A 13352-nucleotide genomic window follows, 5' to 3' on the forward strand; every position below is an offset into this window, starting at 1 on the left:
GTTCGTGGTGATGTTCGTCCCCCGATCACGAAAGGGCACTCTCGAATGCGCGTGGCGATGTTCGGCTACCAGACCTGGGGGCACCGGACCCTCCAAGCGCTCATCGACGCCGGTCACGAGGTCGCCCTCGTGGTCACGCACCCGAAGAGCGACCACGCCTACGAGCGGATCTGGGCCGACTCGGTCGCCGACCTCGCCGAGGCCAACGGCATCCGCGTCCTGCTGCGCAACCGCCCGGACGACGCCGAGCTGCTGGCCGAACTGAAGACGGCGGAGCTCGACCTGATCGTGGCGAACAACTGGCGCACGTGGCTGCCGCCGGAGATCTTCGAGCTGCCGCGCCACGGCACCCTGAATGTCCACGACTCGCTTCTGCCGTCCTACGCCGGCTTCTCCCCGCTGATCTGGGCGATGATCAACGGCGAGTCGGAGGTCGGCGTGACGGCCCACATGATGGACGGCGAGCTCGACGCGGGCGACATCGTCCTGCAGCGAGCAATCGCGGTCGGGCCCGCGGACACGACGACGGACCTGTTCCACCGCACGGTGGACCTGATCGCGCCGATCACGGCCGAAGCGATCTCGATGATCGAGACCGGCTACACCCCGGTGCCGCAGGACCGCACGAAGGCGAGCTTCTTCCACAAGCGCGCGGCGCGGGACAGTCTCATCGACTGGACGTCCGCGCCCGCCGACATCGAGCGTTTCGTGCGCGCGCTGTCCGACCCGTACCCGAACGCGTTCACCCACCACCGGGGCGAAGAGCTCCGGATCCTGCGCGCGTCGGTGTCGCAGGGGCACTACGGCGGCACGCCGGGCCGGATCTTCATCCGGGAGGGCGAGGGCGTCGTGATCGTGGCCGGGCCGGACGCGCGCCGCGGCCGGTCACCGGGCCTGCTGGTGGAGCGCGTCCGCACGGCCGACGGCACGGAACTCGCCGCGGCCGACTACTTCAAGACGATGGGGGGCTACCTGACGGACCGGCCTTGACCGGTCCGTTGTCCTTGCCCTGCCCGGTCTCCGCGGGCCGCGGATCGGCGGCCTCCGGCAGACCGGGCAGCGTCCGGACGATGGTGTCCTGAGCCCAGCGTTCGCTGAACCCGGCGAAGAACAGGACCTTCTCGCCCGTGAGCGAGGTCGCGATCGGCAGCAGCCCGCCGGTCACGAGCACGAACACGATCGCCCCGAAACCGCACCGATGATCGACAAAAGCCGACCGACGGCCGCTGCTCGGCCGGCAGCGGCAGCATCACGGCCGCGTAAACGCCGAGGGCCACGGCCGCCGCTCCCAGGAAGATCCCGGAGAGGTACCGGACCAACGCCGATTTCATGGCGACGATGGACGCGTAGTCTTCGATCTGCCGGGTTCCTTCTTCGCCGAGGCGGCCGGGTCTTGTACACGACGCCGCCCGAGCGGCGCTTGCGCTTCGGAGCTACCAGCAGCAGCGCGGCGGGGAACCTGAGCGCGTAGTACTCGCGGCCGTCCGTCCTCGGTGATTACTCCGGTCATCGGGACGCCCCTTGGCCGCCGGCCGCCCCGGCGCCAGGATGGCGCGCATGGGCGAGATCGGTTTCCTCGACGACCACCGGACCTGGGTACTCACCAACGACTCGACCACCTACGCCCTCCGGCTCGACGAGGACGACGTCCCGGCCCACGTCTACTGGGGCCCGAAGCTGCGCACCGAAGACATCCCGCAGCTCCTCGAAAAGCCCCTCCCCTGGTGGGACGGCTTCAACGACCCCAACGAAGGCCTCGACGAACTCGCCGCCGACGGCGGGACCAAGTACTGGACCCCCGCCCTGCAAATCCGCTTCGCCGACGGCACCCGCGCCCTCGAATGGCGCTACCGGAACCACGAAATCCACCAGGACCACCTGCGGATCCACTTCGAAGACCGCCACTACCCCCTCCGGATCACCCTCCACTACCGCCTGAAATCCGAAGTCCTCGAGCGCTGGACCGAATTGACCGCCGACACCGAGGTCGACGTCACCAGGGCCGACTCCGCGACCTGGGTGCTGCCCATCCGGGACGACTACCGGCTCAGCCACGTCACCGGCCGCTGGGCGGCGGAAACCCAGCTCCGCCGCACCCCCGCGCCGCACGGTGAGACGACGTTCGCGAGCCGGCGCGGGATCACCGGGCACCACGCCAACCCGTGGATCATGGTCGACGACGGCACCGCCACCGAACGCCACGGCGAGGTCTACGGCGTCGCCCTCGCCTGGAGCGGGTCCTGGCGCCTCACCGCGACCCGTTCGTCCACGCAAAGGCTCACGATCAGCGGCGGCTTCGGGCAAGACGGCGTCACCCAGCGTGTCGGCCCCGGCAACCCCCTGACCACACCCGTCATCGCGGGCCTCTACACGAACGGCGGCTTCGGTACCGCGAGCCGCGCGTGGCACACCTACGTCCGGGAGCACGTCCTGCCCCACCCGCGGGAACTGCGCCCCGTGCTCTACAACTCCTGGGAGGCAACGGGTTTCGACGTCGACGAGGTGAACCAGCGCACCCTCGCCGACCACGCCGCCACCCTCGGGGTCGAGCTGTTCGTCGTCGACGACGGCTGGTTCGGCGCGCGGACCGGCGACCACGCGGGACTCGGCGACTGGCACGTCAACCGCGACCGCTTCCCCGGCGGCCTCAAACCCTTGGTCGACGCCGTGCACGCGCTCGGCATGAAGTTCGGCATCTGGGTCGAACCCGAGATGGTCAACCCCGACAGCGACCTCTACCGCGCCCACCCGGACTGGGTCCTGCACCACCCGCACCGGCGCCGGTCCGAACTGCGCAACCAGCTCGTCCTCAACTTCGCCCGGCCGGACGTCGAGGCCTGGGCCCACGATTGGCTCGACCGGCTCGTCGGCGACCACGGCGTCGACTTCCTCAAGTGGGACATGAACCGCCCGTTCAGCGAAGCGGGCTGGCCGGGCGACGCGGACCCGGACCGCCTGTGGGTCGAGCACACCCGAGCCGTTTACGCGCTCATTGACCGCCTCCGCCAGGACCACCCGAGCCTGCGCATCGAGGCGTGCAGCGGCGGGGGCGGCCGGATCGACCTCGGCGTGCTCGCCCGCGCCGACCAGGTCTGGACGTCGGACAACACCGACGCCCTCGACCGGCTGCGGATCCAGCACGGCTACGGCCAGCTCTACCCGGCCCGCGCGATGTCGGCGTGGGTCACCGACAACCCGAACTTCGTCACGGGCCGCTCGGTGCCGCTGCGGTTCCGGTTCCACGTCGCCATGGCCGGCGTGCTCGGCGTCGGCGGCGACATCGCGCACTGGCCCGGCGACGACCTCGCGCTCGCCCGCGAGCTGATCGCGCTCTACAAGGACATCCGGCCCGTGGTCCAGCACGGCGCGCTGTACCGGCTGCGGCCACCCGCCGACGACGGCGTCACAGCGCTCCAATACGTCCACGAAGACCGAACCGTCGTCTTCGCCTACCGGCAGGCCGCGCACTTCAACGCGCCGGAGCGCCCGTTGCGGCTCGACGGCCTCGATCCCGCTGACCGGTACGTCGATTCGGACGCCGGCACCACGCACAGCGGGGCCGTGCTGCTCGCCCGCGGGCTGCCCCTCGGCCTGCCGACCGGCGACTTCGCCAGCGTCGTCCTCCGATTGCGGCGAAAGATCTGATCTCTCGGCGGATCGTCCTCGGATTCGACGGGATTCGACGCTTGACACCGCATCAGAGGTCCGATCAAATGCGTCGTACATCACATATGGTGGGTGGCATGCGGGAGGAACGATGAGGCGGTCCCTGGCGCTCGGAGCGGCGATGCTCCTGGCCGTGAGCGGATGCTCGGTCGGCTCGAACACCGGCGGCAGTGGCGGCGAGCAGGAGATCACCTTCCTGACCTTCGAAACGCCGAACCTCACGCCGGCCTACTGGGACGCCGCCATCAAGCGCGTCACCGACAAGAACCCCGGGATCAAGGTCAAGAAGCTCGTCGCCCCGACGGCCGACGGACGGACGTCGTACGCGAAGCAGCTCCTGCAGTCGGGCCAGTTCCCGGACGTGATGATCGCCGTCGACTCCGCGGGCTTCGCCGAAGCGGGCAACCTCTACGCGTGGACGCCGGACGAGCTCAAGGACTTCCAGTTCCCCGACGCCAACCCCGTGAAGGGGAAGTACTACCAGCTTCCGGCGAACACCCAGACCATCCCGCCGATCTACTACAACAAGAAGATGTTCGCCGACGCGGGCATCACCGCGACGCCGAAGACCTGGGCCGAGCTGGAGGCCGACGCCGGCAAGCTGAAGGACAAGGGCAGCACGCCGTTCACCATCGGCGGCGGCAAGGACGGCTTCCCGTCTTCGATGATCCTCTCCGGCCTGGTCAGCACCGAGGTCTACAACCAGATCCCCGACTGGCTGGCCCAGCGCCGCCAGGACAAGGTCAAGTTCACCGACCCGGCGTTCCAGGCGGCGTTCTCGAAGCTCGCCGACCTCGCCGCGAAGGGGTACGTGGACAAGACCAGCGTGTCCCGCGACTACGCCGCGACCGAGCAGGCTTTCCTCGACGGCAAGAGCGCGATGTACCCGATGGGCAACTGGTTCGCCGCCAACGCCGACACCAAGAAGCACGACTTCGAAGTCGGTGTCTTCAACTTCCCCACCGAAGACGGCAAACTCGTCGTCCCGGCCTACACCGGCGGCGGCATGATCGTGAACGCCAAGGCCGCGAACCTCGACGCCGCCAAGAAGTTCGCGCTCGGTTTCCAGCTCGACAAGGACCAGCTCGACGCGTCGGTCAAGGCCGACGGCCTGTTCCCCGCGATCAAGGGCTACACCCCGCCCGCGGACGTCGGCCCGGCCTTCAAGGCCGGCTACGACCTCTACACCCAGGCCGTCCAGCAGAACGCCGTCGTGCACGCCTTCCGGTGGGAGACCGCCGACGACGGCCTGCTGCCCGGGATGAAGGACAAGGTCGACCAGGCCGCCCAGGACGTCATCACCGGCCGCAAGTCCGTGGCCGACGCCTGCGCGTTCCTGGACACCGAGTGGGCGAAGGCGGGCTGACGCAGTTGGCCGCCGTCGTCAGTCCCCCCGCTCCCCCGAAGCCGCACCGGGCGCCGTCCCGAAGCCGGCGGCGCAAGCCGATCCTGCCGCGGCTGGGGCACTTCGCGTCGTTCGGTGCCCCGGGTGTGCTCGTCTACCTGTGCTTCGTGCTGGCCCCGATCCTGATCAGCTTCGGGTACAGCCTCACGAACTACAACCCGTTCAACCCACCGGTGAAGTTCGTCGGCCTCGACAACTACAAGCTGCTCTTCACCGACGAACAGTTCCTGACCGCGCTGAAGGTCACCACGGTCCTGACGCTGATCGTGGTGATCGTGCCGAACGTCCTGGGTCTCGGTGTCGCCCTGCTGCTGGACCGGAAAGGCTGGCTCTACAACGCTTTGCGCAGCGTGTTCTTCACGCCGGTGATCCTCAGCTCGGTCGTCGTCTCGATCGTCTGGTCCCGGCTGCTCGACGACCAGGGCCCGCTCAACACCCTGCTGCGGTCGCTGGGGGTCGAGCACCCGCCGGGCTGGCTGTCCGACCCGGACGTCGCGCTGTACTCGGTCGCTTCGATCGTGTGCTGGCAGATGCTCGGCTTCTGCGTCGTCGTCTACCTCGCCGGACTGCAGGGCGTGCCCGCCGAACTGCTGGAGGCGGCCGAGATCGACGGCGCCGGGCCGCTGCGGCGGTTCCGCGCCGTCACCTGGCCGCTGCTCGCGCCGTCGCTGACGATCAACACGGTCGTCCTGCTCATCTCCGCCTTCAAGACCTACGACTACGTCAAGGTGATCACCAACGGCGGCCCGGGATCCGGTGCCACCGCGACGATCGCGTTCGACGTGCTGCAGACCGGCTTCGACTCGAACCACGTCGGGTACGCGTCCGCGATGGCCGTGCTGATGCTGGTGATCGTCGCGGTCGTGACCACGGTCGTGCTCGGCTTCCTCCGCCGCCGGGAGGTGGACCTGTGACCCGGGCCTGGCTGCGGCCGACGGTCGCGCTCGTCGTCGGCGCCGTGTTCTTCGTGCCGCTGTACCTGGTGCTGACCAACGTCTTCAAGCAGGGCGATCTCATCGCGAAGGACCCCGCGTCCCTCCCGCTGCCGCCGACGCTGGCCAACATCCACGCCGTGCTGACCCGCCCGGACGGCCTGTTCTGGGTCAGCCTGACCAACAGCGTCGTCGTCACCGTGCTGTCGATCCTGGTGCTGACCGTCCTGTCGGCGATGCTCGGCCACTACCTGGCGCGCTCGGGCAAGCGGTGGACGAAGGTCCTGACGCTCGTCCTGCTGGCCGGGCTGATGATCCCGCCGCAGGTCATCCTCATCCCGATCACCGACGTCCTGCGCGTCACCCATCTGATGGCGACGCTGCAGGGGCTGGTCCTGTTCAACGTCGGGTACTACGTGCCGTTCGGCGTGTTCGTGTTCAGCGGGTTCATCCGCGGGGTCCCGGTGGAGCTGGAGGAGGCGGCGCTGCTCGACGGCGCGAGCCGGATGCAGGTGTTCTGGCGGGTGGTGTTCCCGCTGCTGCGCCCGGCGACGGCGTCGGTGCTGATCTTCCTCGGCGTGTGGATCTGGAACGACTTCATCGACCCGCTGATCATCCTCGGCCCGAGCCAGGGCACCACGATCACGACCGGCATCTACCGCTCGATCGGCCAGTACCAGGCCGACCTCGGGAGCGTGTTCGCGCTGATGTTCCTGGCCACGCTGCCGGTGCTGATCTTCTACTTGGCCTTGCAGAAGCAGTTCGTCAAGGGCCTGACCGGCGGCGCGACCAAGGGCTAGCGAAGCGGGACGACGTCGGCGGTCAGGCCCCCGGCGATCCGTTGGTAGGTGGGGTGTTCCCGCGGCTCGGCCACGCCGTACACGGCGGAAAGCAGCTCGGCGAGGTCGGTCAGCAGGTCGGACACGGTCAGCCGCGGCGGGTCGTAGCTCCGGCCGGGCGGCTTGAAGAACAGGCGACACGGCACGTCCTCGCTCGCGCCGAGCGCGGGCTGCCGGTAGTCGACCGCCAGTTCGCGGCACCCGACGCGGTGGAACGGCGCGGGGTCGGTGCCGGGGCCGATTTCGGCGTACCAGCCGCGGACCTCCGGCCGGTCGGCGAGCAGCCTTTGCTCGAGGCGGGCGACGAGCGCCGGGAACCGGCCCGAACCACGCAGCGGGCCCGTGAGCGTGACGTAGCCCAGCAGCGCGGCGGCGGTGAATGCGTGGAACGACGCCATCCCCGACGGCGCCGGGTCGGCAGGCTCCGCACGCAACGCCCACAGGTGGTAGCCCGGCTCGGCGACCGCGCGCCGGAACTCGTCCTCGCCGACGGCCGTGGGCCCGGGCGGGAACGCGATCCGGTAGACGTCCAGGGTCCGGGCGAAGTCCGGGTCGTCCGCGCCGGTGACCGCGTGCACGTCGAGCGGGCGGGCGGCGTCGTGGCCGACGTAGCGGTCCAAGGGCAGCCGGCCGACGTCGTCCCGCGCGCTGAGGTGCGCGGCCATGCACCGGTACTCGGCCGAGTCCGCGGGACGTTCGATCCGCATGGCCCACCGCAGGTATTCCCGCACGACCAGGATGATCGCGGAGGCCGGGACGCGTTCCCGCCAGGCCGCCGACAGCGGCTTGCCGATCAGGATCAGCCCGGTCACCGGCGCCTGTCCCGGCGAGAGCGCGGGCTGCCGGTAGGGAAAGTCGAGGCCGACGTAGCCGTACCGGTGCCAGATCAGGGCTCGCGCGACCGGATCGAGGGTGTCGGCCATGGCCGACACCGCGCGCGGATCGTTCATCTCGGCTACCACCCCGGCGAGTTCGCGCCCGCCGGCGGAGGCGTCGGCGGCCAGCACCGCCTCGATGTGGTCCATCAGCGCGCGGCCGACACCCCGGCCGCGCACGTCGGGCGAAACGAGCAGGTACTCGATCACCCCCGCGGCGGGTTCGGCCAGGTAGTCGGCGATCACGGCGCCGGCCAGCAGGTCGCCGACGAACGCGAGGACGATGTGGTAGTCGTTCGCGCCGTACCAGCCGTGTTCCTTCAGCCTCAGGTAGCCGGCCATGTTCGCGAGCGACTCGCGTTCGTCCGGATCGGGGAACAGGCCGACGTAGAGGCTCCGGTGGAACTCGGCCAGCACGGCGAGGTCGTCCCGGTGGGCGGTGAGCTCCCGGAAGGTGATCACTGCCGGTCATCCTCGCCGATCGAGCCGAGCAGCCGCTGGAAGTCCCGCGACCCGAGCGCGGAATCCCCGGGCACGAGGAAGCCGGACTTCTGCAGCAGTTCGAGCTTGCCGCGGCGCTCGCTGACGTAAGCGGCCTTGTGCGCCAGGCTGTCGAGGTTGTACTCGATCGCGTCGACGTTGGTCAGGTCCGTGTGTTCCCAGAGCAGATAGCAGTCGCTCAGCCGCGGCGGCCGGCCCTCCGGGACGTCCTTGGTGGCCCACCAGCACTGCCAGATGTAGGCGGAGTAGAAGTCCGGGACCTCGAGCATCGGGTCGATCCGGTGGTGGTCGGCCTCCAGCAGCAGGCAGTAGTCGAACTCGCCCTGCCACCGGGCGGCCGCGGCACCCAGCGCCGGGTTGCGCGTCATCAAGTGGGACCGGTGGCAGAGCAGCGCGGTGACCTCGGCCTTGAGTGCGCCGACCCCGCGTTCCCGGAGCATCGGCATGATCCCGCTGCGGATCGCCCGGCCCTTCTCGCCGACCACGGCGACGAGGATCGAGTTCGCTTCGTCGCCCCGGCCGAGCTGGCCCAGGAAGAACCGCGACCGGTCCGGCCCGTCCTCGCTGGTGAAGTCCCACGACGGTGCCCATTCCTCGAACCCCGCGTAGGTCCACTGCTGGATACCGTTGCCGCGCACCGGATCCGAGCCGCCCCTGGCGCGCTCCCACCACCCGGCGTTGAGCAGCACGGCGGGTGAGAACACGCCGGTGACGCGCACCGGTTCCGGGTGGCGCGGCGGGCGGTTCGCCGGACCGAGCCGGGCGCGGAGCTGGTCGACGTCCAGCACCTTCGGCATCCGGTCCCGGCGAGGCACCGACGAAGGCATGCCCCCGACGAAGTCGGTCGTGTGGAGCACCTTCTGCAGCAGCAAGGTCAGCGGGTCCACGATCTCGGCCCGGATGATGTCGGCGATCAGCCCTGGCCGGTAAGGGATCCCCAAGCTGATCTTCAGGGGGCCGACGCCGCCCGAAATGTGCCACAAGGATTCGGTGCCCGAAACTTCGCTCCGGTTGGCCGTCATGTCTCCGCCGTCCACTCGATCGCTGAACGGTGATAGGTCGGAGCCGTACCGGACGTCGTTACACCGGCAGTGAATACCGGATCAGGTGAGGATCTTGACCATCGTGTCGGAATCCGCGGAGCCCGCGCCCACGACCTCGTAGCCTTCCGCGAGGTACAGCCGCTGCGCGAAGTTCTTCCGTTCGACGCTCAGGGCGATCCGCCCGATGCCCGCTTCGAGGGCGCGCGCTTCGATCGCCCGCAGGAGTGCCCGCCCGACGCCGCGTCCGCGCCAGGGGGCGGCGACGCCGATCGTCAGCTCGGGGACGTCGGCGGCGACGAACCCGTACCCCGGTTCCCCGGGCGGGAAGAAGCGCAGCCAGGCCGCGCCGACGCGTTCGCCGTCCGCTTCGGCGACCACGCCCAGGTCGTCTTCCCGTGGCCAGCCGGCGATGTAGTGGGCGGTGTTCGGTGCCGCCAGCACCCGGCGGCGGCTCTTCTTCTTCCACTCCGGCGACCAGTTGACGGCCGCCACGAGCATGTCGGCGAGGAAGTCGCCGTCGTCGCGACCCGCCTCGCGGACGATCACAGCTCGCGGACCTTGCCGCCGTCGACCTCGAGACGCCGGGTGACGTGCACGGCATCGAGCATCCGGCGGTCGTGCGTCACCAGCAGGAGCGTGCCCGGGTACTTGTCCAGCGCCGCTTCGAGCTGCTCGATCGCCGCCAGGTCCAGGTGGTTGGTCGGCTCGTCCAGCACGAGCAGGTTCACGCCGCGGGCCTGCAGCAGGGCCAGCGCCGCGCGCGTGCGTTCGCCCGGCGAGAGCGTCGCCGCGGACCGCAGCACGTGCGCGGCCTTGAGCCCGAACTTGGCCAGCAGCGTCCGGACGTCGGCGTCGGCCAGCTCCGGCACCTCGCGCGCGAACGCCTCGGCGAGCGGGCCGTCGCCGAGGAACAGCTGCCGCGCCTGGTCGACCTCGCCGACGACGACGCCGGGCCCGAGCGTCGCGCTGCCTTCGTCCGGGTCGAGCCGGCCGAGCATCGCGGCCAGCAGCGTCGACTTGCCCGCGCCGTTCGCGCCGGTGATGGCGACCTTGTCCGCCCAGTCGATCTGCAGGTCGACCGGCCCGAGCGTGAACCCGCCGCGCCGGACGACCGCGCCACGCAGGGTCGCGACGACCGCGCCCGCCCGCGGGGCCGCGGCGATCTCCATCCGCAGCTCCCACTCCTTGCGCGGCTCCTCGACGACGTCCAGACGCTCGATCATCCGGTCGGTCTGCCGGGCCTTCGACGCCTGCTTCTCGGTCGCCTCCGCGCGGAACTTGCGGGCATTCTTGTCGTTGTCGGGCTGCTTCCGCCGGGCGTTCTTGACGCCCTTCTCCATCCACGCCCGCTGCATCCGCCCGCGCGCTTCGAGCGCGGACTTCGTGTCGGCGAACTCCTCGTAGTCCTCACGCGCGTGCCGGCGCGCGACCTCGCGTTCTTCGAGGTAGGCCTCGTAGCCACCGCCGTAGACGTTGACCTGTTGCTGCACCAGGTCCAGCTCGACGACGCGGTCGACGGTCCGGGCGAGGAACTCGCGATCGTGGCTGACCAGCACGGTCGCCGACCGCAGCCCGGACACGAACCGCTCCAGCCGAGCGAGGCCGTCCAGGTCGAGGTCGTTGGTCGGCTCGTCGAGCAGGAAGACGTCGTAGCGGCTCAGCAGCAGCGACGCGAGCCCGGCGCGCGCGGCCTGCCCGCCCGAGAGCGACGTCATCGGCTGGTCCAGGTCGACGGCGAGCCCGAGGTCGGCCGCCACTTCGGCGGCCCGTTCGTCGAGGTCGGCGCCGCCCAGGTCGAGCCACCGGTCGAGGGCCACGGCGTAGCGGTCGTCCGCACCGGTTTCGCCCGCGGTGAGGGCTTCGGTCGCCGCGTCGAGGTCCGCCTGCGCCGCGGCCACGCCGGTGCGCCGCGCCAGGAAGGCGCGCACCGACTCGCCTTCGCGCCGCTCGGGCTCCTGGGGCAGGTGCCCGACGGTCGCGGTTGGCGGGTTCAGCCGGATCTCGCCGTCATCGGGCTTGGCGAGCCCGGCCAGCGTCCGCAGGAGCGTCGACTTCCCGGCGCCGTTGACGCCGACCAAGCCGACGACGTCGCCGGGCGCGACCACGAGGTCGAGGCCGGAGAAGAGGATGCGGTCACCGTGGCCCGCGGCCAGGTCCTTCGCGACGAGAGTTGCGCTCATGAGGTAGCCAAGTCTACGGGCCCGTGCTGAACTGTCAGATCATGGTCAAACCCACCGACTGTGTGTGTCCGGTGGCGCTTTGATCACTCAGTGTGGGTAATCTGTTCGGTTGTCGATACTCCCGAGCAGTGAGGTGAAACAGCATGGGCGAATCCGCTCCCCCGGTCACCCTCGGCCGAAGGCCGAAACCGAGGGAAGGCCGCCCGTCCGCGCCCCGGCCCACGGTGAGCCGGCGGCGCGAGGTCAGCCACGCCAGCGCGCGGTCGCTGCTGATGACCGTGCTCGGCGAGTACACGCTGCCGCGGGACAAGCCGGTCTGGACGTCGATGCTGGTCGAGGTGCTCGGCATCCTCGACATCGAGGAGAAGTCGGCGCGGCAGGCGCTGGCCCGCTCCGCCGCCGAGGGCTGGATGGTCTCCGAGCGCGTCGGGCGCCGCGTGCGCTGGTCGCTGACGCCGCCGGGCCGCCGGCTCCTGACCGAAGGCGCCGAGCGGATCTACGCGTTCGGCCGCGAAGAGCGCCCCTGGAACGGCCAGTGGCTGATGCTGATCGTCTCCGTGCCGGAGGCCAAGCGCGACCTGCGCCACCGCCTGCGCACGCGCCTGACCTGGGCGGGCTTCGGCTCGCCCGTCGCCGGCGTGTGGGTCAGCCCGGACCTGTCCCGCCAGCGGGAGGCCCAGCAGATCGTCAGCGAGCTCGGCCTCGACGCCCAGGCGATGTCCTTCACCGCCGGTTACGGCGAGGTGGGCGAACAGGAGACGATGGTCGCCCGATCGTGGGACCTGACCGAGCTGAAGGACCGCTACGAGGACTTCATCGACCGGTTCACCGGCCTGCACCCCACCGGCGGCCGCGCTGTGCTGCGCGCGCAGACCGAGCTGGTGCACGAGTGGCGGCGGTTCCCGTTCCTCGACCCGCAGCTGCCCGCCGAGCTCCTGCCGGCGAAGTGGAGCGGGACGAAAGCGGCGGAACTGTTCCATCACAAACACGTCGACTGGCGCCCGGAGGCCCAGCAGTATTGGGACGACATCGTCGCCGCCGAAGAAGCAGGGTGAACATGACCGACCTGGCCCGCCTCGACCGTGACGGCGGGCTCGCCGTCCTGACCATCGACGCTCCGCCGTTGAACCTCTACACGGCTTCCCTGCAGTCGTCGCTGTCGTCGGCGCTCGATTCGCTGGAGCAGGCGCCCGCGCGGGCGCTGCTGATCCGCGCCGAGGGCAAGCTCGTCAGCGGCGGGGTGGACGTCTCGCTGTTCGACGCGCAGGGCTCGCCCGCCGAGGCGAAGGTGCTCTTCGACGAAATGCTCGCGGTGCCGGACCGGATCGCGGCCCTGCCGTTCCCGACGGTGTTCGCGGCACACAGCCTGTGCCTGACCTGGGCGTTCGAGGTCGCCGTGGCGTGCGACATCATCCTCGCCGCGACGCGCGCGAAGTTCGGGCTGGTCGAGAAGGTCGTCGGGCTGACGCCGACCATGGGCGGCACCCAGCGGCTCGCCGCGCGGGCCGGCGTCGGGCGCGCCAAGGAGTTCGTGATGACCGGCGACACCTACGACGCCGCGACGCTCGAGCGCTGGAACGTCGTCAACCGCGTCCTGCCGGACGAGGGTTTCGACGCTGAGGCCCGGGCCTTCGCCGCGCGGTTGGCCGAGGGCCCGACACAAGCCCATGCGGCGACCAAGCGCGTCCTCGACCACTTTTCCGCCGGCGGTGTCCCGGAGGCGAACGCGCACATCACGTCGATCGCCGCGGAGCTGTTCGAGACCGAGGACCTCCGGGGTGCCGTGAAGTCGTTCCTCGCCGACGGACCCGGGAAGGCGACCTTCACCGGGCGGTGAAACCCCCGTTCGGACAACGGCTTCGACCGTTCGGGGGCGCGCCCGTTTCGTCTTGATCGATGTGGTCTGGACCG

12 protein-coding genes are annotated in these 13352 nt (G+C 70.3%); 7 read left to right on the plus strand and 5 right to left on the minus strand.

From position 1 onward, the window contains the following. Positions 1–45: 45 nt before the first annotated feature. A complete protein-coding gene (locus QQ657_RS35155) occupies positions 46–990 on the plus strand; it encodes a methionyl-tRNA formyltransferase (RefSeq protein ID WP_284746624.1) in 945 nt (314 codons plus the stop codon). Here the strand turns inward: QQ657_RS35155 and QQ657_RS35160 are convergent. Beyond that, positions 953–1177, minus strand: coding sequence for a hypothetical protein (locus QQ657_RS35160; protein WP_284746625.1), 225 nt, complete (start codon positions 1175–1177; stop codon positions 953–955). The genes QQ657_RS35155 and QQ657_RS35160 overlap by 38 nt on opposite strands. 380 nt (positions 1178–1557) lie before the next feature. On the opposite strand from QQ657_RS35160, the gene QQ657_RS35165 reads away from it, so the two are divergent. The 4 genes from QQ657_RS35165 (at position 1558) to QQ657_RS35180 (ending at position 6803) form a co-directional block, all read left to right on the plus strand. Further along, entirely contained in the window at positions 1558–3645 is a 2088-nt protein-coding gene (locus QQ657_RS35165; protein ID WP_284746626.1) for an alpha-galactosidase, read from the plus strand. Positions 3646–3757: 112 nt separating this feature from the next. Then, on the plus strand, positions 3758–5032 hold the full coding sequence (locus tag QQ657_RS35170; RefSeq protein ID WP_284746627.1) for an extracellular solute-binding protein: 1275 nt from the start codon (positions 3758–3760) through the stop codon (positions 5030–5032). Further along, on the plus strand, positions 5014–5985 hold the full coding sequence (locus tag QQ657_RS35175; protein WP_284746628.1) for a carbohydrate ABC transporter permease: 972 nt from the start codon (positions 5014–5016) through the stop codon (positions 5983–5985). Before QQ657_RS35170 ends, QQ657_RS35175 begins: the two co-directional genes overlap by 19 nt. Continuing rightward, on the plus strand, positions 5982–6803 hold the full coding sequence (locus tag QQ657_RS35180) for a carbohydrate ABC transporter permease (RefSeq protein WP_284746629.1): 822 nt from the start codon (positions 5982–5984) through the stop codon (positions 6801–6803). Before QQ657_RS35175 ends, QQ657_RS35180 begins: the two co-directional genes overlap by 4 nt. Here the strand turns inward: QQ657_RS35180 and QQ657_RS35185 are convergent. The 4 genes from QQ657_RS35185 to QQ657_RS35200 all read right to left on the minus strand — a co-directional run bounded on the left by QQ657_RS35185 (position 6800) and on the right by QQ657_RS35200 (position 11441). Beyond that, positions 6800–8179: a GNAT family N-acetyltransferase gene (locus QQ657_RS35185; RefSeq protein ID WP_284746630.1), complete on the minus strand. Its 1380-nt coding sequence runs from the start codon at positions 8177–8179 to the stop codon at positions 6800–6802. The genes QQ657_RS35180 and QQ657_RS35185 overlap by 4 nt on opposite strands. Continuing rightward, positions 8176–9240 (minus strand): hypothetical protein, encoded by a 1065-nt coding sequence (locus tag QQ657_RS35190; RefSeq protein WP_284746631.1) that lies wholly within the window; start codon positions 9238–9240, stop codon positions 8176–8178. The genes QQ657_RS35185 and QQ657_RS35190 overlap by 4 nt, the downstream gene beginning before the upstream one ends. Before the next feature lie 81 nt (positions 9241–9321). Further along, on the minus strand, positions 9322–9807 hold the full coding sequence (locus QQ657_RS35195) for a GNAT family N-acetyltransferase (protein WP_284746632.1): 486 nt from the start codon (positions 9805–9807) through the stop codon (positions 9322–9324). After that, entirely contained in the window at positions 9804–11441 is a 1638-nt protein-coding gene (locus QQ657_RS35200; protein WP_284746633.1) for an ABC-F family ATP-binding cassette domain-containing protein, read from the minus strand. The genes QQ657_RS35195 and QQ657_RS35200 overlap by 4 nt, the downstream gene beginning before the upstream one ends. A 143-nt stretch (positions 11442–11584) precedes the next feature. On the opposite strand from QQ657_RS35200, the gene QQ657_RS35205 reads away from it, so the two are divergent. Together QQ657_RS35205 and QQ657_RS35210 are read left to right on the plus strand one after the other, a co-directional pair. After that, on the plus strand, positions 11585–12496 hold the full coding sequence (locus tag QQ657_RS35205) for a PaaX family transcriptional regulator (protein WP_284746634.1): 912 nt from the start codon (positions 11585–11587) through the stop codon (positions 12494–12496). Positions 12497–12498: 2 nt separating this feature from the next. Then, positions 12499–13278, plus strand: coding sequence for an enoyl-CoA hydratase/isomerase family protein (locus QQ657_RS35210; protein WP_284746635.1), 780 nt, complete (start codon positions 12499–12501; stop codon positions 13276–13278). The last annotated feature ends 74 nt before the right edge of the window (positions 13279–13352 follow it).

Source organism: Amycolatopsis ponsaeliensis (assembly GCF_030182635.1).
Classification (GTDB): Bacteria; Actinomycetota; Actinomycetes; order Mycobacteriales; family Pseudonocardiaceae; genus Amycolatopsis; species Amycolatopsis ponsaeliensis.